13 protein-coding genes are annotated in these 17702 nt (G+C 61.4%); 8 read left to right on the top strand and 5 right to left on the bottom strand.

Going from position 1 to position 17702, the window contains the following annotated elements; all coding sequences use genetic code 11:
* Positions 1-3: 3 nt before the first annotated feature.
* Positions 4-1047 (bottom strand): dihydroorotase, encoded by a 1044-nt coding sequence (gene pyrC / locus DWB85_RS17435; protein ID WP_117957101.1) that lies wholly within the window; start codon positions 1045-1047, stop codon positions 4-6.
* A gap of 146 nt (positions 1048-1193) precedes the next feature.
* On the opposite strand from pyrC, the gene DWB85_RS17430 reads away from it, so the two are divergent.
* The 6 genes from DWB85_RS17430 to DWB85_RS17405 all read left to right on the top strand — a co-directional run bounded on the left by DWB85_RS17430 (position 1194) and on the right by DWB85_RS17405 (position 6725).
* Positions 1194-2453 carry an argininosuccinate synthase gene (locus tag DWB85_RS17430; protein WP_275400851.1) on the top strand — a complete coding sequence of 420 codons (1260 nt, stop codon included), beginning with the start codon at positions 1194-1196 and terminating at the stop codon, positions 2451-2453.
* Positions 2454-2710: 257 nt separating this feature from the next.
* Positions 2711-2872 (top strand): periplasmic nitrate reductase, NapE protein, encoded by a 162-nt coding sequence (gene napE, locus DWB85_RS17425; RefSeq protein WP_239017371.1) that lies wholly within the window; start codon positions 2711-2713, stop codon positions 2870-2872.
* A 4-nt stretch (positions 2873-2876) separates the two neighbouring features.
* Positions 2877-3194: a chaperone NapD gene (locus tag DWB85_RS17420; protein ID WP_117957094.1), complete on the top strand. Its 318-nt coding sequence runs from the start codon at positions 2877-2879 to the stop codon at positions 3192-3194.
* The gene (napA, locus tag DWB85_RS17415; RefSeq protein WP_117957092.1) at positions 3191-5677 is read left to right on the top strand and encodes a nitrate reductase catalytic subunit NapA; all 2487 of its coding nucleotides are present in this window, start codon (positions 3191-3193) and stop codon (positions 5675-5677) included. Before DWB85_RS17420 ends, napA begins: the two co-directional genes overlap by 4 nt.
* A gap of 11 nt (positions 5678-5688) precedes the next feature.
* Positions 5689-6138: a nitrate reductase cytochrome c-type subunit gene (locus DWB85_RS17410; protein WP_117957090.1), complete on the top strand. Its 450-nt coding sequence runs from the start codon at positions 5689-5691 to the stop codon at positions 6136-6138.
* Positions 6135-6725: a cytochrome c3 family protein gene (locus tag DWB85_RS17405; RefSeq protein ID WP_117957089.1), complete on the top strand. Its 591-nt coding sequence runs from the start codon at positions 6135-6137 to the stop codon at positions 6723-6725. Before DWB85_RS17410 ends, DWB85_RS17405 begins: the two co-directional genes overlap by 4 nt.
* On the opposite strand, the gene DWB85_RS17400 is transcribed toward DWB85_RS17405, so the two are convergent.
* Positions 6686-7090, bottom strand: a complete 405-nt coding sequence (locus DWB85_RS17400) for a hypothetical protein (RefSeq protein WP_133300665.1) — start codon at positions 7088-7090, stop codon at positions 6686-6688. The genes DWB85_RS17405 and DWB85_RS17400 overlap by 40 nt on opposite strands.
* Before the next feature lie 113 nt (positions 7091-7203).
* Between DWB85_RS17400 and DWB85_RS17395 the strand changes: the two genes are divergently transcribed.
* On the top strand, positions 7204-8700 hold the full coding sequence (locus DWB85_RS17395) for a 4Fe-4S binding protein (RefSeq protein WP_117957084.1): 1497 nt from the start codon (positions 7204-7206) through the stop codon (positions 8698-8700).
* Positions 8701-8807: 107 nt separating this feature from the next.
* The gene (locus DWB85_RS17390) at positions 8808-10538 is read left to right on the top strand and encodes a cytochrome D1 domain-containing protein (protein ID WP_117957082.1); all 1731 of its coding nucleotides are present in this window, start codon (positions 8808-8810) and stop codon (positions 10536-10538) included.
* A gap of 120 nt (positions 10539-10658) precedes the next feature.
* Here the strand turns inward: DWB85_RS17390 and DWB85_RS17385 are convergent, their stop codons facing one another.
* From DWB85_RS17385 to DWB85_RS17375, 3 genes are all read right to left on the bottom strand, one after another.
* The gene (locus tag DWB85_RS17385) at positions 10659-12713 is read right to left on the bottom strand and encodes a TonB-dependent receptor plug domain-containing protein (RefSeq protein WP_162846185.1); all 2055 of its coding nucleotides are present in this window, start codon (positions 12711-12713) and stop codon (positions 10659-10661) included.
* 285 nt (positions 12714-12998) lie between these two features.
* Entirely contained in the window at positions 12999-16094 is a 3096-nt protein-coding gene (locus DWB85_RS17380; RefSeq protein WP_117957077.1) for an error-prone DNA polymerase, read from the bottom strand.
* 51 nt (positions 16095-16145) lie between these two features.
* Positions 16146-17129 carry an integron integrase gene (locus tag DWB85_RS17375; protein WP_117957076.1) on the bottom strand — a complete coding sequence of 328 codons (984 nt, stop codon included), beginning with the start codon at positions 17127-17129 and terminating at the stop codon, positions 16146-16148.
* Between the last annotated feature and the right edge of the window lie 573 nt (positions 17130-17702).

Genomic DNA, 17702 nt, shown 5'->3' with positions numbered 1-17702 from the left:
GAATCAGTCACCGGCAACGACCCGCCAGGCGATGGATTCCCCGGCCGCCAGTGGCTGCAGGGTGGTCTCTCCCAGCGGCAGTTCCATGGGCACCTCCCAGGATTCCCGGCGCAGGGTAATGCTGTCGGTATTGCGGGGCAGCCGGTAGAAGTCGGGGCCGAAGTGGGAGGCGAAACCCTCCAGCTTGTCCAGGGCGTCCAGTTGCTCGAACACCTCCGCGTAGAACTCGATTGCCGCATGGCCGGTATAGACACCGGCGCAGCCGCAGTCGGTTTCCTTGGCGCCGCGGGCGTGGGGAGCGGAGTCGGTGCCGAGGAAAAACTTGGGGTTGCCGGAAGTGGCCGCCTCCATCAATTCGTTCTGGTGGACGTTGCGCTTGAGAATGGGCAGGCAGTAATAGTGGGGGCGGATGCCGCCCACCAGCATGTCGTTGCGGTTGAACATCAGGTGGTGGGCGGTAATGGTGGCCGCCACCTGCTTGCCCGCCTCGCGCACGAACTGGACCGCGTCGCGGGTGGTGATGTGCTCCAGCACGATGCGCAGCCCCGGGAAACGCCGGGCAATGGGGGTCAGGTGGCGGTCGATGAATACTTTCTCCCGGTCGAAGATGTCGATGTCGTGATCAGTCACCTCGCCGTGAATCAACAGCGGCAGGTCAACCTCCTCCATTGCCGCCAGCACCGGGTACAGGGCTTCGAGTTGTGCCACACCGGAGTCCGAATTGGTGGTGGCCCCGGCGGGATACAGCTTGACCGCGTGGACGAATTTGCTGGCGGCCGCCAGCTGGATCTCCGCGGCGTCGGTCTGGTCGGTCAGATAGAGGACCATCAGCGGTTCGAACTGGCGCGGCGCGTGTTTCATGGCGGCGCTGATCCGGGCCCGGTAGGCGGCGGCCTGGGCCACGGTGGTCACCGGTGGGGTCAGGTTGGGCATGACGATGACGCGGCCGAAATACCGCGCCATGTCGGCGCAGGTATGGGGCAGGGCGGCGCCATCGCGCAGGTGCACATGCCAGTCGTCGGGTCGGGTAATGGTCAGTTCGTTCACGGGGAGCCTGTCGCGATGCAAAGAAAGCGCAATGCTACCGTAAAAGCGGGTGCAGGTCAGGTGATGTGGGGGACATCATACTGGCATCGGGGGTGGCGAGCAGGCATTGATCTGCAGCGGTGAATTTGATCGCCGCTTCCAGTAGAATAGCGCGTCTTTTTCAGCAGATATCAATGGAGCGAATCATGTCAGATGTGAACAAGGTCGTGCTGGCCTATTCTGGCGGTCTGGACACCTCGGTTATTGTGGCCTGGCTGCAGGATACCTACAACTGTGAGGTGGTAACCTTCACCGCCGATATTGGCCAGGGCGAGGAGGTTGAGCCCGCCCGGGCCAAGGCCGAGGCGATGGGTGTCAAGGAAATCTATATCGATGACCTGCGCGAGGAATTCGTGCGCGACTACGTATTCCCCATGTTCCGCGCCAACACCGTCTACGAGGGCGAATATCTGCTGGGCACCTCCATCGCCCGTCCGCTGATTGCCAAGCGGCTGATAGAAATCGCCAATGAAACCGGCGCCGATGCCATCTCCCACGGCGCCACCGGCAAGGGCAATGACCAGGTGCGCTTCGAGCTGGGCGCTTACGCCCTCAAGCCCGGCATCCGGGTCATCGCCCCCTGGCGCGAGTGGGACCTGGGTTCCCGGGAGTCACTGATGAATTACTGCGCCGAGCGCAATATCCCGGTCGACTTCGCCAATGCGAAGAAGAAGTCGCCCTACTCCATGGACGCCAACCTGCTGCATATCTCCTATGAGGGTGATTTGCTGGAGGACCCCTGGGCCGAGCCGGAAGAGGACATGTGGCGCTGGAGCGTCAGTCCCGAGGCGGCGCCGGATGAACCCGCCTACATCGAACTGACCTTCGAGAAGGGCGATATCGTGGCCATCGATGGTCAAGCCATGAGCCCCGCCACGGTGCTGGAGACGCTCAACAAGGTCGGCGGCGCCCACGGTATCGGCCGCGACGACATCGTCGAAAACCGCTATGTCGGCATGAAGTCCCGCGGCTGTTATGAAACGCCCGGCGGCACCATCATGCTCAAGGCGCACCGGGCCATCGAATCGCTGACCCTGGACCGGGAGGTCACCCACCTCAAGGACGAACTGATGCCGCGCTACGCCAAGCTGATTTATAACGGCTACTGGTGGAGCCCCGAGCGCAAGATGCTGCAGGCCGCTATCGACCAGTCCCAGCAGGTGGTAAACGGCGTGGTCAGGCTCAAGCTGTATAAAGGCAACGTCATTGTCGCCGGCCGCAAGTCCGAGGACAGCCTGTTCGACGAGAGCATCGCCACCTTTGAGGAGGATGCCGGTGCCTACGACCAGGCGGACGCGGAGGGCTTCATCAAACTGAATGCCCTGCGCATGCGCATCGCCGCCAACAAGGGCCGCGACCTGCTGTAGTCCGGCCTGGCGCGAGACCCCGGCCATGAAGCCATCAGGCAGCTGGCCGGGGTGATTTCGCGGCCTGCTCCTCTGCCCCTTATCCCGAGGGGCAGCACCCGCGTGGACCTTGCCCCGCCCCGGTTGCCGGCGCCCACAGTTTTACCCCTCGATACGCCGTATTCACCGGAACGTCACCACCTGTGATGAATTTCCGCTAAGCTCGCCTTGCCCATGTTGATGGGGCCTCTATACTGTCAGTACACCCGCAACGATAAGTGCAGGGGGAGAAAGCGTTGCAAGATATTGATAAAAAAACAGAATTTCGTTCATTCCTGGTGCTGGCATTCTTGTTGGCACCGGCGCTCACCATCGCCATTGTCGGCGGCTATGGCTTTATCGTCTGGATCAGCCAGATGATATTCGGCCCGCCGGGGTAAGCCCATGCGCCTGACCCGACGCGCCCTGCTGAGGGGCGATACATCCGGTGGTGGCATTCATATATCCAGCCTGGTGGTGCACTGCCGCCCCGATGCCGTCTGTTCCGTGATCCCCGCTATCGAAGCCTTTCCGGATGCAAGCGTTCCCGAGCACAGTGACCAGGGTAAGCTGGTGGTACTGCTGGAAACCGCCAATGAGGGCGCGGTGATGCGCCGAATCAGTGCCCTGGAGGAAATCGCCGGAGTGATCAGTGTCGCCCTGGTGTATCACCAGGTAGATGACGAGCAAGAACTTGCAGCCGAAACGGAGGGCCATAAATGAGCACCACGCGTCGAGACTTTATCCGCGCCAACGCGATAGCGACTGCCGCGGCCGCGGCGGGCATAAGTACAACCAGCCAGGCGACCAACCTGATCACTTCCGACACCCAGCTCAAGTGGTCCAAGGCCGCCTGCCGTTTCTGCGGTACCGGTTGCAGTATCAATGTCGCCACCCGCGATAACCGGGTGGTGGCGACCCACGGTGACGTTAACTCGCCGGTGAATCGCGGCCTGGCCTGTATCAAAGGCTACTTCCTGGCCAAGATACTCTATGGTGAGGACCGCCTGCGGCAGCCGCTGCTGCGGAAAAAGAACGGCGTATATGACAAGGAAGGCGAATTCACCCCGGTGAGCTGGGACGAAGCCTTCGATGTGATGGAAGAAAAGTTCAAGAAGGCGCTGAAGGAAAAGGGCCCTCGCGGGGTCGGCATGTTCGGCTCTGGCCAGTGGACGGTCTGGGAGGGTTATGCTGCGTCGAAACTGATGAAGGCCGGCTTCCTGTCCAACAATATCGATCCCAACGCCCGCCATTGCATGGCCTCGGCGGTCGGTGGCTTTATGCGCACCTTCGGTATCGACGAGCCCATGGGCTGCTACGACGACATGGAACACGCCGACGCCTTCGTGCTCTGGGGCTCCAACATGGCGGAGATGCACCCCATTCTGTGGACCCGCATCACCGATCGCCGACTGAGCAATCCCGGGGTCAAGGTGGCGGTGTTGTCTACCTTTGAGCACCGCTCCTTCGAACTGGCGGATATGCCGCTGATTTTTACCCCCCAGAGCGACCTGGCCATCCTCAATTACATCGCCCACTACATTATCCGCGAGGGCAAGGTCAACAAGGAGTTCGTCGCCAACCACGTCAATTTCCGCAAGGGGGTGACCGATATCGGCTATGGCCTGCGGCCGGAACATCCGCTGGAACAGAGCGCCGCCAATCCCGGCGCCGGCGGCTCGGAGGAGATCAGCTTCGACGAATTCGCCCGCTTTGTCGCTGACTATGATGAAGAGTATGTCTCCGGGCTTTGCGGTATAAGCCCCGAGCGCCTCAGGGCCCTGGCTGAGCTCTACGCCGACCCCGATACCAAGGTGATGTCCCTGTGGACCATGGGGGTCAACCAGCATACCCGCGGGGTGTGGGTGAACAACATGCTGTACAACGTGCACCTGCTCACCGGCAAGATTTCCGAGCCCGGGAACAGTCCCTTCTCCCTCACGGGCCAGCCCTCGGCCTGTGGCACCGCGCGCGAGGTGGGCACCTTCTCCCACCGCCTGCCGGCGGACATGGTGGTCAACAACCCGGAGCACCGCAAGATTTCCGAAAAATACTGGAAGCTGCCCGAGGGACTGCTGCCGGACTGGATCGGCTCCCACGCGGTCAAGCAGAATCGCGACCTCCGTGACGGCAAGATCAATGCCTACTGGGTGCAGGTCAATAACAATGTGCAGGCAGCGCCAAACCTCAACGAGGAGACGCTCCCCGGGTATCGCAATCCGGAAAACTTTATTGTGGTCTCTGACGCCTACCCGACCGTGACCGCGCAGGCCGCTGACCTGATTCTGCCAACCGCCATGTGGGTCGAGAAAGAGGGCGCCTACGGCAACGCCGAGCGCCGCACCCAGTTCTGGCACCAGCTGGTGGATGCCCCGGGAGAGGCGCGCTCTGACCTGTGGCAGGTGGTGGAGTTCTCCAAGCGCTTCACCACCGACGAGGTGTGGCCGGCGGAAATACTGGCGGGCAACCCCGAGTACCGGGGCAAGACCCTTTACGAGGTGCTCTACCGCAATGGCCAGGTCGACAGGTACCCCAACTCGGATATCGAAGCGGGCTATGGCAATCACGAGTCGGAGGACTTCGGCTTCTACCTGCAGAAGGGCCTGTTTGAGGAGTACGCCGCATTTGGTCGCGGCAAGGCCCACGACCTGGACGATTTTGACGTATACCACCAGGTCCGGGGCAAGCGCTGGCCTGTGGTCGACGGCAAGGAGACCCTGTGGCGCTTTCGCGAGGGCTATGACCCCTACGTGGCCGAGGGCAAGGGCGTTGAATTCTACGGCAAACCCGACGGCAGGGCAGTGATATTCGCCCTGCCTTATGAACCGGCCGCGGAATCGCCGGACGAGGAGTACGACCTGTGGCTGTCCACCGGGCGGGTGCTCGAGCACTGGCATTCAGGATCCATGACCCGGCGCGTACCGGAATTGCACAAGGCGGTACCCAGTGCGCTGGTCTATATGCACCCCGAGGATGCGCGGCAGCGCAAGCTGCGCCGGGGAGACGAGGTCAGGGTTGTGTCCCGCCGCGGTGAAATACGCACCCGGGTTGAGACCCGGGGGCGCAATAAACCACCGCAGGGACTGGTCTTTGTGCCCTGGTTTGATTCCGGGCAATTGATCAACAAGGTCACCCTGGACGCCACTGATCCCCTGTCCAAGGAAACTGACTATAAAAAATGCGCCGTCAAGGTCGTCAAGGCATAGGAGGAATAGTGATGAAAAAGACCTCAGCCGCGAGCCTGCTCTTCGTCCTGCTGATCTCTGCCGGCGCGTTTAGCCAGAATATCGCCACGACCCGCAATGCCGCCATTGATATCGAACCGGAGGTGCCGAAGATCAGCCGGGTGGATAACAGCGACATCAGGCGCAAACGGGCTTACCCCATGCAGCCCCCCACCATTCCCCACAAGATCGACAGCTACCAGGTAGACCTGAACGCCAACAAGTGCATGTCATGCCACAGTCGGCGCCAGACCCCGGACAGTCAGGCGCCCATGGTCAGCGTGACCCACTACATGGATCGTGACGGCAACTTCCTGGCCGATATTTCCGCCCGCCGGTACTTCTGTAACCAGTGCCATGTGGTGCAGCACGACATCAAGCCCAAGTTGGAGAACCAGTTCGTGGATATTGATGAGTTGTTGCGTGCGGGGAGTCAGCGGTGAAAGAAACGATCAAGCGCTACTGGCTGGCAATATCCACACCCAGCAAGTATTACAGCCTCGGGTTCCTGACCCTCGGTGGTTTTATCATGGGCATCATTTTCTGGGGCGGCTTCAACACCGCCATGGAATTCACCAACACGGAGGCTTTTTGTACCGGCTGTCACGAAATGCGCGACAACGTCTACGAAGAGTTGCAATCGACCATTCATTTCACCAATCGCTCGGGTGTCCGTGCCAAGTGCTCCGACTGTCATGTCCCGCATGACTGGACAGACAAGATTGCCCGCAAAATGCAGGCCTCAAAGGAGGTCTGGGGCAAGATCTTTGGCACCATCAACACCCGCGAGAAGTTTCTTGCCAAGCGTCGTGAACTGGCGGAGCACGAGTGGGCCCGGCTCAAGGCCAATGACTCGTTGGAATGCCGCAACTGTCATGACTTCGAATACATGGATTTCACCTGGCAGAGCGAGCGCGCTTCCAGGCAGCACTCAACCGCGCTGGCCAGCGGCGAAAAGACCTGCATCGACTGTCATAAAGGCATCGCCCATCAGTTGCCGGATATGTCGGGTGTCGAGGGCTGGGACTGAACTGTCCCGGCTGGCGCGGCCTCGCCTGTCGGCGTCGCACAGGTGCTGGCGGCGGCGATGAGTTGCCGCAACTGCCCGCAATCGCTGTGGGCGGCGGCCGCGGCGGCGTAATCAGGGCAGGAGATGGCTGAGGGGTCACCGGGCCGCTGGTAGATGGCGGCACACAGTTGCAGCACCCGGGGCAGGCCGGCAGCGGGCGGACAGCCGCCGCTGGCCAGCGATGCCCAGCTTGCGCTGCAGTCGATGCCCCAGTGCTCTTCCATCTGCTGCGCGGTAACCGGTATGCGCTCATTGACCGCGTCGCTGTTATCTGCGGCATACAGCAGACCGGGAAGCATCATTGCAAGTGCGAGATAATGGTACATGCCCTATCAAAACCCGGTAGCGCCCCGCGCAGCTTGATCCAGATCAACGGTAAGGCCTTCTGCGACCGCTAGCATGGGGCGTCGATCGATCGAATGTTGTGGGTGAATGCTTTATGACCAGGGCACAGCTAAATCTGGTGCTGTTATTGCTACTGCTGGTCACGGCTGGCCCACTGGCCGCGGACGCGCCCAGCCTGGCACAGGTGCAGGCGATAATGCCGCAAACGCAGGCAATAGCCGAGGTTGAAGAGATCCCCGGGGTTGTCGCCGTCACCGGGCAGGACGGTGCCCTCGGTTACGCCTATACCACCGGTAGCCTGGCGCCTATCTCGGCCTATTCCGGCAAGCCGGTGAATACCCTGGTGGGGGTGAACACAGAGGGCGTGGTCTCCGGCGTGAAGATCCTCGACCACCAGGAACCCATCCTGGTTATTGGCGTGTCCCAGGCAGATCTCGATGATTTCACCCACCAGTTTGTCGGCAAGCGGATCGACGACAGGATTCGGGTGGGCGCCCAGGGGCGTGAGGGTTACGTGGGGATCGATGGCATCACCGGCGCCACGATCACCACCATGGTAATCACCTCGTCCATCAACAAGGCCTCGGCGCAGCTGGCGCCGCTTTTTTCTACCCAGGCCGGGAACGGCCCGGGGGGAGCCACGGGCCCGGCTGCTGCCGGCGATCAACTGGACTGGACGGTGTTGTGGCTGGAGCGGTCACTGGAGTTGTGGGTGTTGTCGCTGGCCCTGCTGCTGTTGCTGGTCATTCTCTTTTTCCAGGACTGGCTGGTTCGGCATAACGCCCTGTTCCACCGGGTGCGGGTTGCCTACCTGCTGTTTACGGTCTTCTTTATCGGCTTTTACTGCTCGGCGCAGCTGTCGGTGATCAACCTGCTGGCGTTTTTTCACAGCCTGGCGAGCGGGTTTTCCTGGGATACACTGTTGATCGAGCCGCTGATTTTTGTGCTCTGGGCCTTTGTGGCGGTGAGTATCCTGCTCTGGGGCCGCGGCGTATACTGCGGTTGGCTGTGCCCCTTTGGCGCCGCCCAGGACCTGATCAGCAAGCTGGCCAACCGGCTCGGCTTCGAGGGCTACCGCCTCCCCAACATGCTGCATGAGCGGCTCTGGGCCATCAAGTATTTCATTCTGATAGCCCTGGTGGGGCTGTCGCTGGATTCCATGGTGACCGCAGCAAAACTGGCGGAGGTCGAACCGTTCAAGACCACTTTTATCCTGCGCTTCGACCGCTCGCCGGTGTTCGTCGCCTACGCCGTGGGCTTGCTTGCCCTTTCCGCTTTGAACAGCAAGTTCTACTGCAAGTACCTGTGCCCGCTGGGCGCCGGACTCAGCTTTGTGACCGGCTTTCGGGTGTTCGACTGGCTGCGCCGCCGCAGTGAGTGCGGCAAACCTTGCGAGTCCTGCGAGCACCAGTGCCAGATCGCCGCCATCAAGCCCACCGGCGAGATCAACGATCGCGAGTGCCACTACTGTCTCGAATGCCAGGTGACCTACTGGGATGAATATCGCTGTCCTCCCATGGTGGAGCAGCGCAAGAAGCGGGAGCGCCGGGCGGCGAAGGCGGCCCCCCAGGTGATTGCGGTCGATTCCTGAGCTAATCACTCGGTTTTATTGACGCACGTCAACGCGGTCTGGGATGGCGTCTATAATCTACAGCATATGGGACGCCGTTTCGGCGCCTTAAACGTAGGGGAGTAGCAATGAAAGAGTTCAAACCAAACTGGTCAAGACTGCTGCCGGTGGCAGCCGCCCTGACTTTCTCCACTGGTCTGGCATTCGCTCAGGAAAAGACTGACCATCCTGGCGTGACACCCGGTGAAATGGCCTACAAGGGAGCACCCACCGAAGCTGGTGACATGAAGCGGGTTATCACCCCCGGCGCCCCCGATATGACCCAGGCCGAGTTCGATATGGCGACCAAGCTGTACTTCGAGCGCTGCGCTGGCTGCCATGGCGTGCTGCGCAAGGGCGCCACCGGCAAGCCGCTGACCCCGGATATTACCCAGGAGCGCGGTACGGATTTTCTCAAGGTCCTGATCAACTACGGCAGCCCGGCGGGTATGCCTAACTGGGGAACCTCCGGAGATTTCAACGAAGAGCAAATCGACATTATGGCGCGCTTCCTCCAGCACGATCCGCCCCAGCCTCCCGAGTGGGGCATGGCCGATATGAAGGAGACCTGGAAAGTGCTGGTGCCGGAGAAAGACCGGCCCAAGAAGCCGCAGCATGACTACAAGGTCGACAATATCTTTGCCGTGACCCTGCGCGATTCCGGCGAAGTGGCGCTGATCGACGGGGACAGCAAGGACATCATCGCCATCCTGAAAACCGGGTATGCGGTGCATATCTCCCGGCCCTCCCACTCCGGCCGCTATGTGTACACCATTGGCCGTGACGCCAAGGTCGACATGATCGATATGTACATGAGCCCGCCCCAGGTTGTGGCGACGATCAAGATCGGGCTGGAAGCACGTTCGGTAGAAACCTCCAAGTTCAAGGGTTACGAAGACAAGATTGCGATTGCCGGTGCATACTGGCCGCCGCAGTACGTGCTGATGGACGGAGCCACCCTGGAGCCGAAGAAGATCGTCTCCACTCGCGGCTATACCGTGGATACCCAGGAGTACCACCCGGAACCGCGGGTTGCGGCGATTGTGGCTTCCCACGAGCATCCGGAGTTCATTGTCAACGTCAAGGAGACCGGCAAGATACTGCTGGTTAACTACAGCGACCTGGAGGCATTGAACGTCACCACCCTGGAGGCTGCCCGCTTCCTGCATGACGGTGGCTGGGATGCTTCCAAGCGTTACTTCCTGACCGCGGCCAACCAGTCGGACAAAATTGCCGTGGTTGACGCCAAGGATCGGGAAATCGAGGCATTGGTTGACGTGACCAAGATTCCGCACCCGGGTCGTGGCGCCAATATCAATGATCCGGAGTACGGGCCGGTGTGGGTAACCTCGGCGCTCGGTAACGAGAATATGACTTTCATCGGCACCGATCCGAAGAAGCACCCCAAGCATGCCTGGAAGGTGGTACGTACGCTCAAGGCCCAGGGTGGTGGCTCGCTGTTCGTGAAGACGCACCCCAAGTCGAAGAACCTGTGGGTGGACAACACCCTGCATCCCGATGCAAACGTCAGCCAGAGTGTGGCGGTTTACGACATCAACAACTTCGACGCCGGGTATGAAGTACTGCCTATCGCCGAGTGGGCCGATGTGGGTGAAGGTCCCGCCCGGGTGGTGCAGCCGGAGTACAACGCCGCCGGTGACGAAGTCTGGTTCTCGGTGTGGAATGGCCAGGAACAGGTATCGGCCATTGTTGTTGTCGACGACAAGACCCGCAAGCTGAAGAAGGTCATCAAGGACAAGCGCCTGATCACCCCGACCGGCAAGTTCAATGTCTACAACACCCGCAAGGACGTCTACTGACAGACGCGGGCAGTGAATACGACCGGCGCCTCTGGCGCCGGTTTTTTTTGCCTGGAAAAAGCTTCAGGCAAAAAGAAGCCGCCGGTAGCGGCGGCTTCGCAATGGGCTTGCGCTTGGTGTTTACCAGTTAAAGGTGAGCTTGGCCTGCAGGCTGCGCTCTGCGCCATACAGGTTTTCGGTGGAGGGAATGTAGCTCTTGTCGGCGAGATTCAGCAGGTTGAGGGTGAGCTGGTGCTGGCCCTCGCCACCAAAGGACAGGCCCATGGCCAGGTTCAGGGTTGCCCAGCCGGTTTTGTCCTCCAGCACATCGCGGGAGCTGCCGGGCTCCTTGAGCGAGGAATCCGACTCGCCGCGCAGGTAAAAGTCCGCCCAGGATGAGGGCATGGACAGCAGCGTGCCTTCCCAGCGCAGGCCAAGGCGTCCGCTCAGCTGGGGGATACCCGAATCCCAGGTGCTGAAATCGGCATACTCATTCTCGCGCTGCATCCAGGTCAGGTTGCTGTAGGCTTCAAAGGCGCCGGTGCCCAGACCCTGGGCCAGGTACAGCTCGACGCCGTGGGCCCGCGACTCACCAATATTGAGGTAGGTGCGGTCCCTGGCGCCCGGGCACTGGTCCGCGGGTGTGCAGGGCAGGTGGTGAATGTAATCTTCCGACTCGGTGTAAAACAGGGTGGCGTCCACCACGGTGGACCCGGTCTGCAGGCGCAGGCCGGTTTCGTAGTTGACCGAGGTCTCGGGCGAGAGCTGGCTGTTGGGGTTGACGTAGCTGGAACCGGCATAGGCGCCTGTGGCCAGCTGCATCAGGGAGGGATACACATAACCTTCGGAGACGTTGGCCCGCAGTCGTATGTTGTCACTGTATTCCCACACCAGCCCCAGTGCGCCGATCAACTCGTCGTCGTCCGCCAGTTCGCCGGTTTCGAGGCTTTCCCTGTCGCTGTCGCGCAGCTCCCCGGTGACGAAGTACTGGCGCAGGCCGGCGGTCAGGGACACAGCCTCGCTGACCTGCCACTGGTCCTGGGCAAACAGGGCCCAGGTTTCTATTTCGGCGAGGTCATTGATCAGCTCGGACCCGGTGACCGCGAAGGGGGTCCAGGACACGGTGTCTACATTTCGGGTCTGGTCCACCTCATCGTCCACGTATTGCAAACCGGCAATCACCTCGTGCTGGCCGAGGGGCCTGAAGTTGAACTGCAGCAGGGCGCCGTTGCTGGTGAGCTCGTCCCGGGTGTTGATATCGCGGAGATACCAGACGGTTTCGGTATAGGTATAGAAATGCCGGTCGCTGACCTGGTGAAAGCCGTTGGCCGTGATTGAGTCCAGCCAGTCGCTATCCGGTTCCCAGGCGTAAAAAAAGCCGTGTTTCTCCCGGTCCCGTTGCGGTACGTCGATGTAGAAGTCGGTCAGCGGGAAGGAGGTTTTCACTTCCTCCTCGACGTAGACATTGGACGCGGACTGGTAGTTCTCATAGGTGTATTCAAAGCGGTGGTCGCCCAGGCCATAGCCGGCGTACAGGTAGCCATTCTTATTGTCGAAGGCAGTGTTCTCCATTTCACCTTCCGGGGTATTCCGTTCACCGTGGTCGCTCTCGGAATAAGCCAGGCGGTACTCCAGGCCTTCCACGTTGCCGAACACACTGGCGAACAGGTCGGAGCCCGAGGTGGCACTGTTGTGGCCGGCAGAGAAACTGGCCTGCAGGGGCTCGGTGCCGCCCTTGCGGGTGAAGAAGTTGACCACACCGCTGAGGGCGCGGGAGCCGTACAGTACCGCTCCGGAACCGCGAACCACCTCGATTCTCTCGATCATGGAGGGGTGCAGGGTCAGTGGTGTGCCGACTTCATGGTGGTCGGTCACGTCCTGGTTGTTGACCAGGATCGCGGTGCGCCGCGACTCTTCACCGCGCAGGCGAATCCGGGCCAGCCCGGGCTGGCCGGAGTCGCTGACCTGGAGGCCGGGCACATCGCGCAACACATCTGCCAGGGTGGGTGCGGTGGCGCGGTCCAGCGCCTCTTCGTTGATCAGGCTGAGCGAGGCGCTGCTGTCAAAAACACGCTGCTCGCCACGGCTCGCCGTGACCACGATTTCTTCCAGTGACTGGGCCTGGGCCACGCTGGCCGATGCGGTGCTCACGGCAACGGCCATTAACCGCAGCAGATGGGGGTTCCTGAGGGACATATCATGCTCCATTTGTGTTTTTCGTATTGTATGTGGCTCACACCAGGGTACGTTGATCTGGCGCAGTAAAATCAGCCTGGGGCCCGCTCACACTAACTGAGCTGCGGCCCCGCTGCCACTGGTTTTCGGCGGTTTTGCAGGTTGCCGGGGCTTTCGACTCAAGCAGGCCGGGGTCAGGGGGCAGCGGGCATTCGTCCAGTTGCCAGAAACTGCTGCGGTAAGAGGCTGCTCCGAGGGTGCGGTTGTCAGGGCGAAGTTCGTCAGGCTGCCACGGCGCGATGGGTTTTAATGAAAATCGCGGGATTTAAGCCGCAGCTGTTCCAGCTCGCTGCTGTAATCGTAGAGCGCGCCGGCAATCACGTGAGTGACATTGTCTTTGGTTTCCACGGTGCCGGTGACCAGCAGCAGCTGGGCGGACATCAGCGCCTGGCGAAAATGCTGCTGGGTGCGCTGCCACACCACCACGTTGCTGTTGCCGGTTTCGTCCTCCAGGGTCAGGAACAGCACCCCGGAGGCGCTGCCCGGGCGCTGGCGGCAGGTGACCAGGCCGGCGATGCGCACAAAGCGCTTGTTGCTGATGTGGGGCAACTCCGCCTGGCGCTTGCAATGACTGAACGGGGGCCTGTCCCGCAGCAGGCTCATGGGGTGGGCGCGCAGGGTGAGGCCGGTGGCCCGGTAGTCGGACAGCACCTCCTCGGCCACCGCGGGCGCCGGCAATTGCACGTTATCGTCAAAGTAACGGGCGCCCTGGAACTGCTCCTCCTGCAGCAACGGGCGGGCCTCCTCCAGGGCCATGATCTGCCACTGGGACTGGTGGCGGTGGCCGCTCAGGGAGGCCAGGGCATCGGCGTCGGCCAGGGCCTCCATATCGCGCTTGTCCAGCTGCGCCCGCCGGCGCAGGTCGCTGACCTGGCGAAACGGCGCCTGCTGCCTGGCCTCCACCACCCGCTGGGCGCCCTCCCTGCTTAAACCTTTCACCAGGCGCAGTCCCAGGCGAATGGGTTTGTTACTGCTGCCCGGATGATCCAGCAGCTGATGATCCCAGTCGCTCTGGTTGACGTCGATGGGCAGGGCGGTCACCCCGTGGCGGCGGGCGTCCTGTAGCAGCTGCGAGGGGCTGTAAAAGCCCATGGGCTGGCTGTTGAGCAGGCCGGCGAAAAAGGCCGCCGGGTGATGGCGCTTGAGCCAGGAAGACACATAGGCCAGCAGGGCGAAGCTGGCGGAGTGGGACTCGGGAAAGCCGTAACCGGCAAAGCCCTTGATCTGGTCGAACAGGCGGCGGGCGAAGTCGGCGTCGTAGCCCCGTTCTATCATGCCCCGGGTCAGTTTTTGCTCGAAGCTGAGCAGTTTGCTGTTGCGGCCCCAGTTGGCAATGGCCCGGCGCAGCTGGTCGGCCTCGCCGCCGGAGAAACCCGCCGCCACCATGGCCAGGCGAATGACCTGCTCCTGGAAAATCGGCACCCCGAGAGTGCTTTCCAGTACCGAGCGGATGGCCTCCGAGGGATAGGTAACCTGCTCCAGGCCCTGCTTGCGGCGCAGGTAGGGGTGCACCATATCGCCCTGTATCGGTCCCGGCCGGACAATGGCGATTTCAATCACCAGGTCGTAGAAGCATTCCGGCTTGAGCCGCGGCAGCATGGACATCTGCGCCCGGGACTCGATCTGGAATACGCCGACCGTGTCGGCCTGTTGCAGCATCTGGTAGGTGGCGGCATCCTCCCTGGGGATATCGCTGATGCTGGCGATGGCCGGGTTGTAGCGGTTGACCATTTGCAGGCTTTTCCTGATCGCGGAGAGCATGCCCAGGGCGAGGATGTCGACTTTCAGCAGGCCCAGGGCCTCGATGTCTTCCTTGTCCCACTGGATCACCGTGCGCTCGGCCATGCTGGCGTTTTCCACCGGTACCAGGGTGGAGATGGGGCTGCGGGTAATCACGAAGCCGCCCACGTGCTGGGACAGGTGGCGGGGAAAGCCGAGAATCTGTTGTACCAGGTTATAGAACAGCTCCGCCTGCTGGCTGTGACCGGCCACCCCCTGTTCTTCAAATCGTCTGGAAAGGTCGGTGCTGCGGTCCCACCAGGCCAGGGACTTGGCCAGGTCGTCGACGAAGACCGGGTCCAGCCCCAGGGCCTTGCCCACGTCGCGCACCGCGCTGCGCGAGCGGTAGGTGATGAGGGTGGCGGCCAGCGCCGCGCGCTTGCGCGAGTACTTGCGGTAAATGTACTGGATGACCTCTTCCCGGCGCTCGTGTTCGAAGTCCACGTCGATGTCCGGCGGCTCGTCCCGCTCTTTGGAAATAAAGCGCTCGAAGAGCAGCGAGATCTGCTCCGGCGACACCTCGGTAATGCCCAGGCAGTAGCACACCACCGAGTTGGCGGCGGAACCCCGGCCCTGGCAGAGAATGCCCCGGGCGCGGGCGAAATCGACGATGTCGTAAACGGTGAGGAAGTAATACTCGTAGTGCAGCTCCTCGATTAGCTGCAGCTCCCGTTCGATGCGCTGTTGTATCTCATTGGGAACGCCCCCGGGCCAGCGCCGGGCACTGCCCTCGGCCACCAGCTGGCGCAGGTAGCTGCTGGCATCGTGTCCCGCGGGCACCACTTCCTCCGGGTACTCGTAGCGCAACTCGTCCAGGCTGAACTCGCACAGGTCAGCAATGCGCAGCGATTCGGCCAGCAGGCCGGGAGGGTAGAGCTGGCCGATGTGTTCCAGCGAGCGCAGATGCTGCTGGCTGTTGCCCAGCCGCCGCCGGCCCAGCTGGGCAACGCTGGTGTTGTGGTAGAGGGCGGTAAACACATCGTGCAGGGGCTTGCGGGCCGCCGCGTGCATGCGCACATCGCCGCAGGCCACCAGGGGAATAGCCAGCTCGGCGGCCAGCTCCCCGGCCTGCTGGAAGTGCCGGCCCTCGTCGTTGCCCAGCAGGTGGCTGACCCCCAGCCACAGCCGCCCCTTGCACAGCCGCGCCAGCTGCTTGCCGTAGGCGCGGTCGTGCTCTTCCCGGCCCCGGGGCAGCCAGATCAGCAGGCAGCGCTTGAGGTGGAAGATCACATCGCGAATGCCCGCCCGGTACTCGCCCTTGGGGCTGCGCCGCCGGGCCATGCTGATCAACCCGGACAGCTCGCTGTAGGCCGCCCGGCTGGGGGCCAGCGCCACCAGGCGAATACCTTCCTCGAGCATGAACTCACTGCCCACAATCAGCTTGAGCCCCACCTCCCTGGCCGCCACATGGGCCTTGACGATACCGGCCAGCGAACACTCGTCGGTAATGGCCAGGGCCCGGTAACCCAGCGCAGCGGCCCGCTCCGCCAGCTCATGGGGATGGGAGGCGCTGCGCAGGAAGCTGTAGCAGCTCAGGCAGTGGAGTTCGGCGTAGTTTGACATATACTGTATATTTATACAGTATTGAGGTTTCGTCAAATTCGGCCCTGGCGCTCAGCCGTCCACGGGGCTGATTACGCCCATAGCGCCGCGGCCCAGCACGTGGGTGTAGATTTCGGTGGTGGTCACATCCTCGTGGCCCAGCAGCTTTTGGATGGTGCGAATGTCGTAGCCCTTTTGCAGCAGGCGGGTGGCAAAACTGTGGCGGAAAGTGTGGGACTTTACCGGTTTGCGAACCCCCGATTTCAGCACGGCGGCCTTGATGTGCTTACGTAGCGCGGTGTGGTGAACATGGTGGCGGCGTATGACGCCAGAGCGCGGGTCCGGCCCCACCCGGGAGGAAGGAAACAGGAATTGCCAGGCTGGGCTGCGGGCTGCATGGGGATACTTGCGCTGCAGGGCGTTGGGCAGGTAGACCTCGCCATAGCCGTCCGCGAGATCCTGCTGGTGCAGTGCCAGGGTTTTCTGCAGTTGAATTTCCAGCCGCTCGCGGCAACTGGCGGGCAGCAGGGTGGTGCGATCCTTGTCGCCCTTGCCCTGGCGAACGGTGATTACGGCAAGTTTAAAATCAATATCCTTGATGCGCAGGTTAAGGCACTCCTGTAGCCGCAGGCCACTGCCGTAGAGCAACTCCACCATTAATCGCGGCACGCCCGTCATGTGGCCGATGATCGCCATGGCCTCCTCGTGGCTGAGCACCGTGGGCAGGCACCGGCTGGGCTTGGCATAGTTGAATGACAGCGACTCGGGCTCCCGGCCCAGATGTTTGATATAGAGATACATCAGCGCATTGAGGGCGGTGCGCTGGGTAGAGGGAGACACCGAGGCAACTGCCGCCAGGTGGTTGAGGAAGGCCTCAATCTCCGGCTTGCCCATTTCCTGAGGATGCTGCTTACTGTGAAAAAGAATAAAGCGCCTGATCCAGTGCAGATAGGTCCGCTCGGTGGGATAGGCGTAGCCCCTTGCCCGCATTTCGGCGCGGACAGCGTCCAGGAAGCGGGTGGAATTACTGGGAATGGGAGGGGGTATATCGTCCATGAAGTGTCCCCGAGGGCCTCTGGCAGATTACAAAATCTTCTACCAGGCGCGTCAATAAAATGGCCGTTTTTCATGGGAAATGGTCGAATGTAATTGAACAGTCTCGCCCAATGCCGCGCGGTGTCTGACTCGCCCGGCCTGTAACAATTTAACAACGGGCCAATTCAAATAAAGCGCACACTGAATTTGTAATTTCGTGTAAGTGTGGACTAACCGGAAATGGGGTAGAGTGTTGAATCCAAGGGATTTTTGTCGCCAAAGAGGTTGTCTACAGTGGAACCCAAAAAATATTCCCATTCAGAATTGGTCAAACGAAGTAGCTGTTAAGGCACCTTGACACATCGCTCTGCGTACACACAATGTATGTATGCTTAAGTTTAGCTGGGATCCAGTCAAAGCGAAGTCCAACCTGAAAAAGCACAGTGTCTCATTCGAAGAGGCCCAACCCGTGTTGTAAGCGCCTCTGCATCGGCCCCCTTCCGCCCAGGGCGATGACGCCGGAACATGCCCCCGTGTTTTTTTCACAGGAGCATGGCCATGTCTGCCGACAACGAACAACGCGAAGACTACTGG

The sequence above is a fragment of the Seongchinamella sediminis genome (genome assembly GCF_003457605.1).
GTDB classification, from domain to species: Bacteria; Pseudomonadota; Gammaproteobacteria; order Pseudomonadales; family Halieaceae; genus Halioglobus; species Halioglobus sediminis.
Note: the sequence above shows the minus strand (reverse complement) of the source record. Positions and strands in the feature narration are given on the sequence as shown.

Coding starts and splice junctions, on each gene's coding strand:
- DWB85_RS17420 (WP_117957094.1), top strand. CDS start 2,877: ATGCGCCTGACCCGACGCGCCCTGCTGAGGGGCGATACATCCGGTGGT.
- napA (WP_117957092.1), top strand. CDS start 3,191: ATGAGCACCACGCGTCGAGACTTTATCCGCGCCAACGCGATAGCGACT.
- DWB85_RS17410 (WP_117957090.1), top strand. CDS start 5,689: ATGAAAAAGACCTCAGCCGCGAGCCTGCTCTTCGTCCTGCTGATCTCT.
- DWB85_RS17400 (WP_133300665.1), bottom strand. CDS start 7,090: ATGTACCATTATCTCGCACTTGCAATGATGCTTCCCGGTCTGCTGTAT.
- DWB85_RS17395 (WP_117957084.1), top strand. CDS start 7,204: ATGACCAGGGCACAGCTAAATCTGGTGCTGTTATTGCTACTGCTGGTC.
- DWB85_RS17390 (WP_117957082.1), top strand. CDS start 8,808: ATGAAAGAGTTCAAACCAAACTGGTCAAGACTGCTGCCGGTGGCAGCC.
- DWB85_RS17385 (WP_162846185.1), bottom strand. CDS start 12,713: ATGTCCCTCAGGAACCCCCATCTGCTGCGGTTAATGGCCGTTGCCGTG.
- DWB85_RS17380 (WP_117957077.1), bottom strand. CDS start 16,094: ATGTCAAACTACGCCGAACTCCACTGCCTGAGCTGCTACAGCTTCCTG.
- DWB85_RS17375 (WP_117957076.1), bottom strand. CDS start 17,129: ATGGACGATATACCCCCTCCCATTCCCAGTAATTCCACCCGCTTCCTG.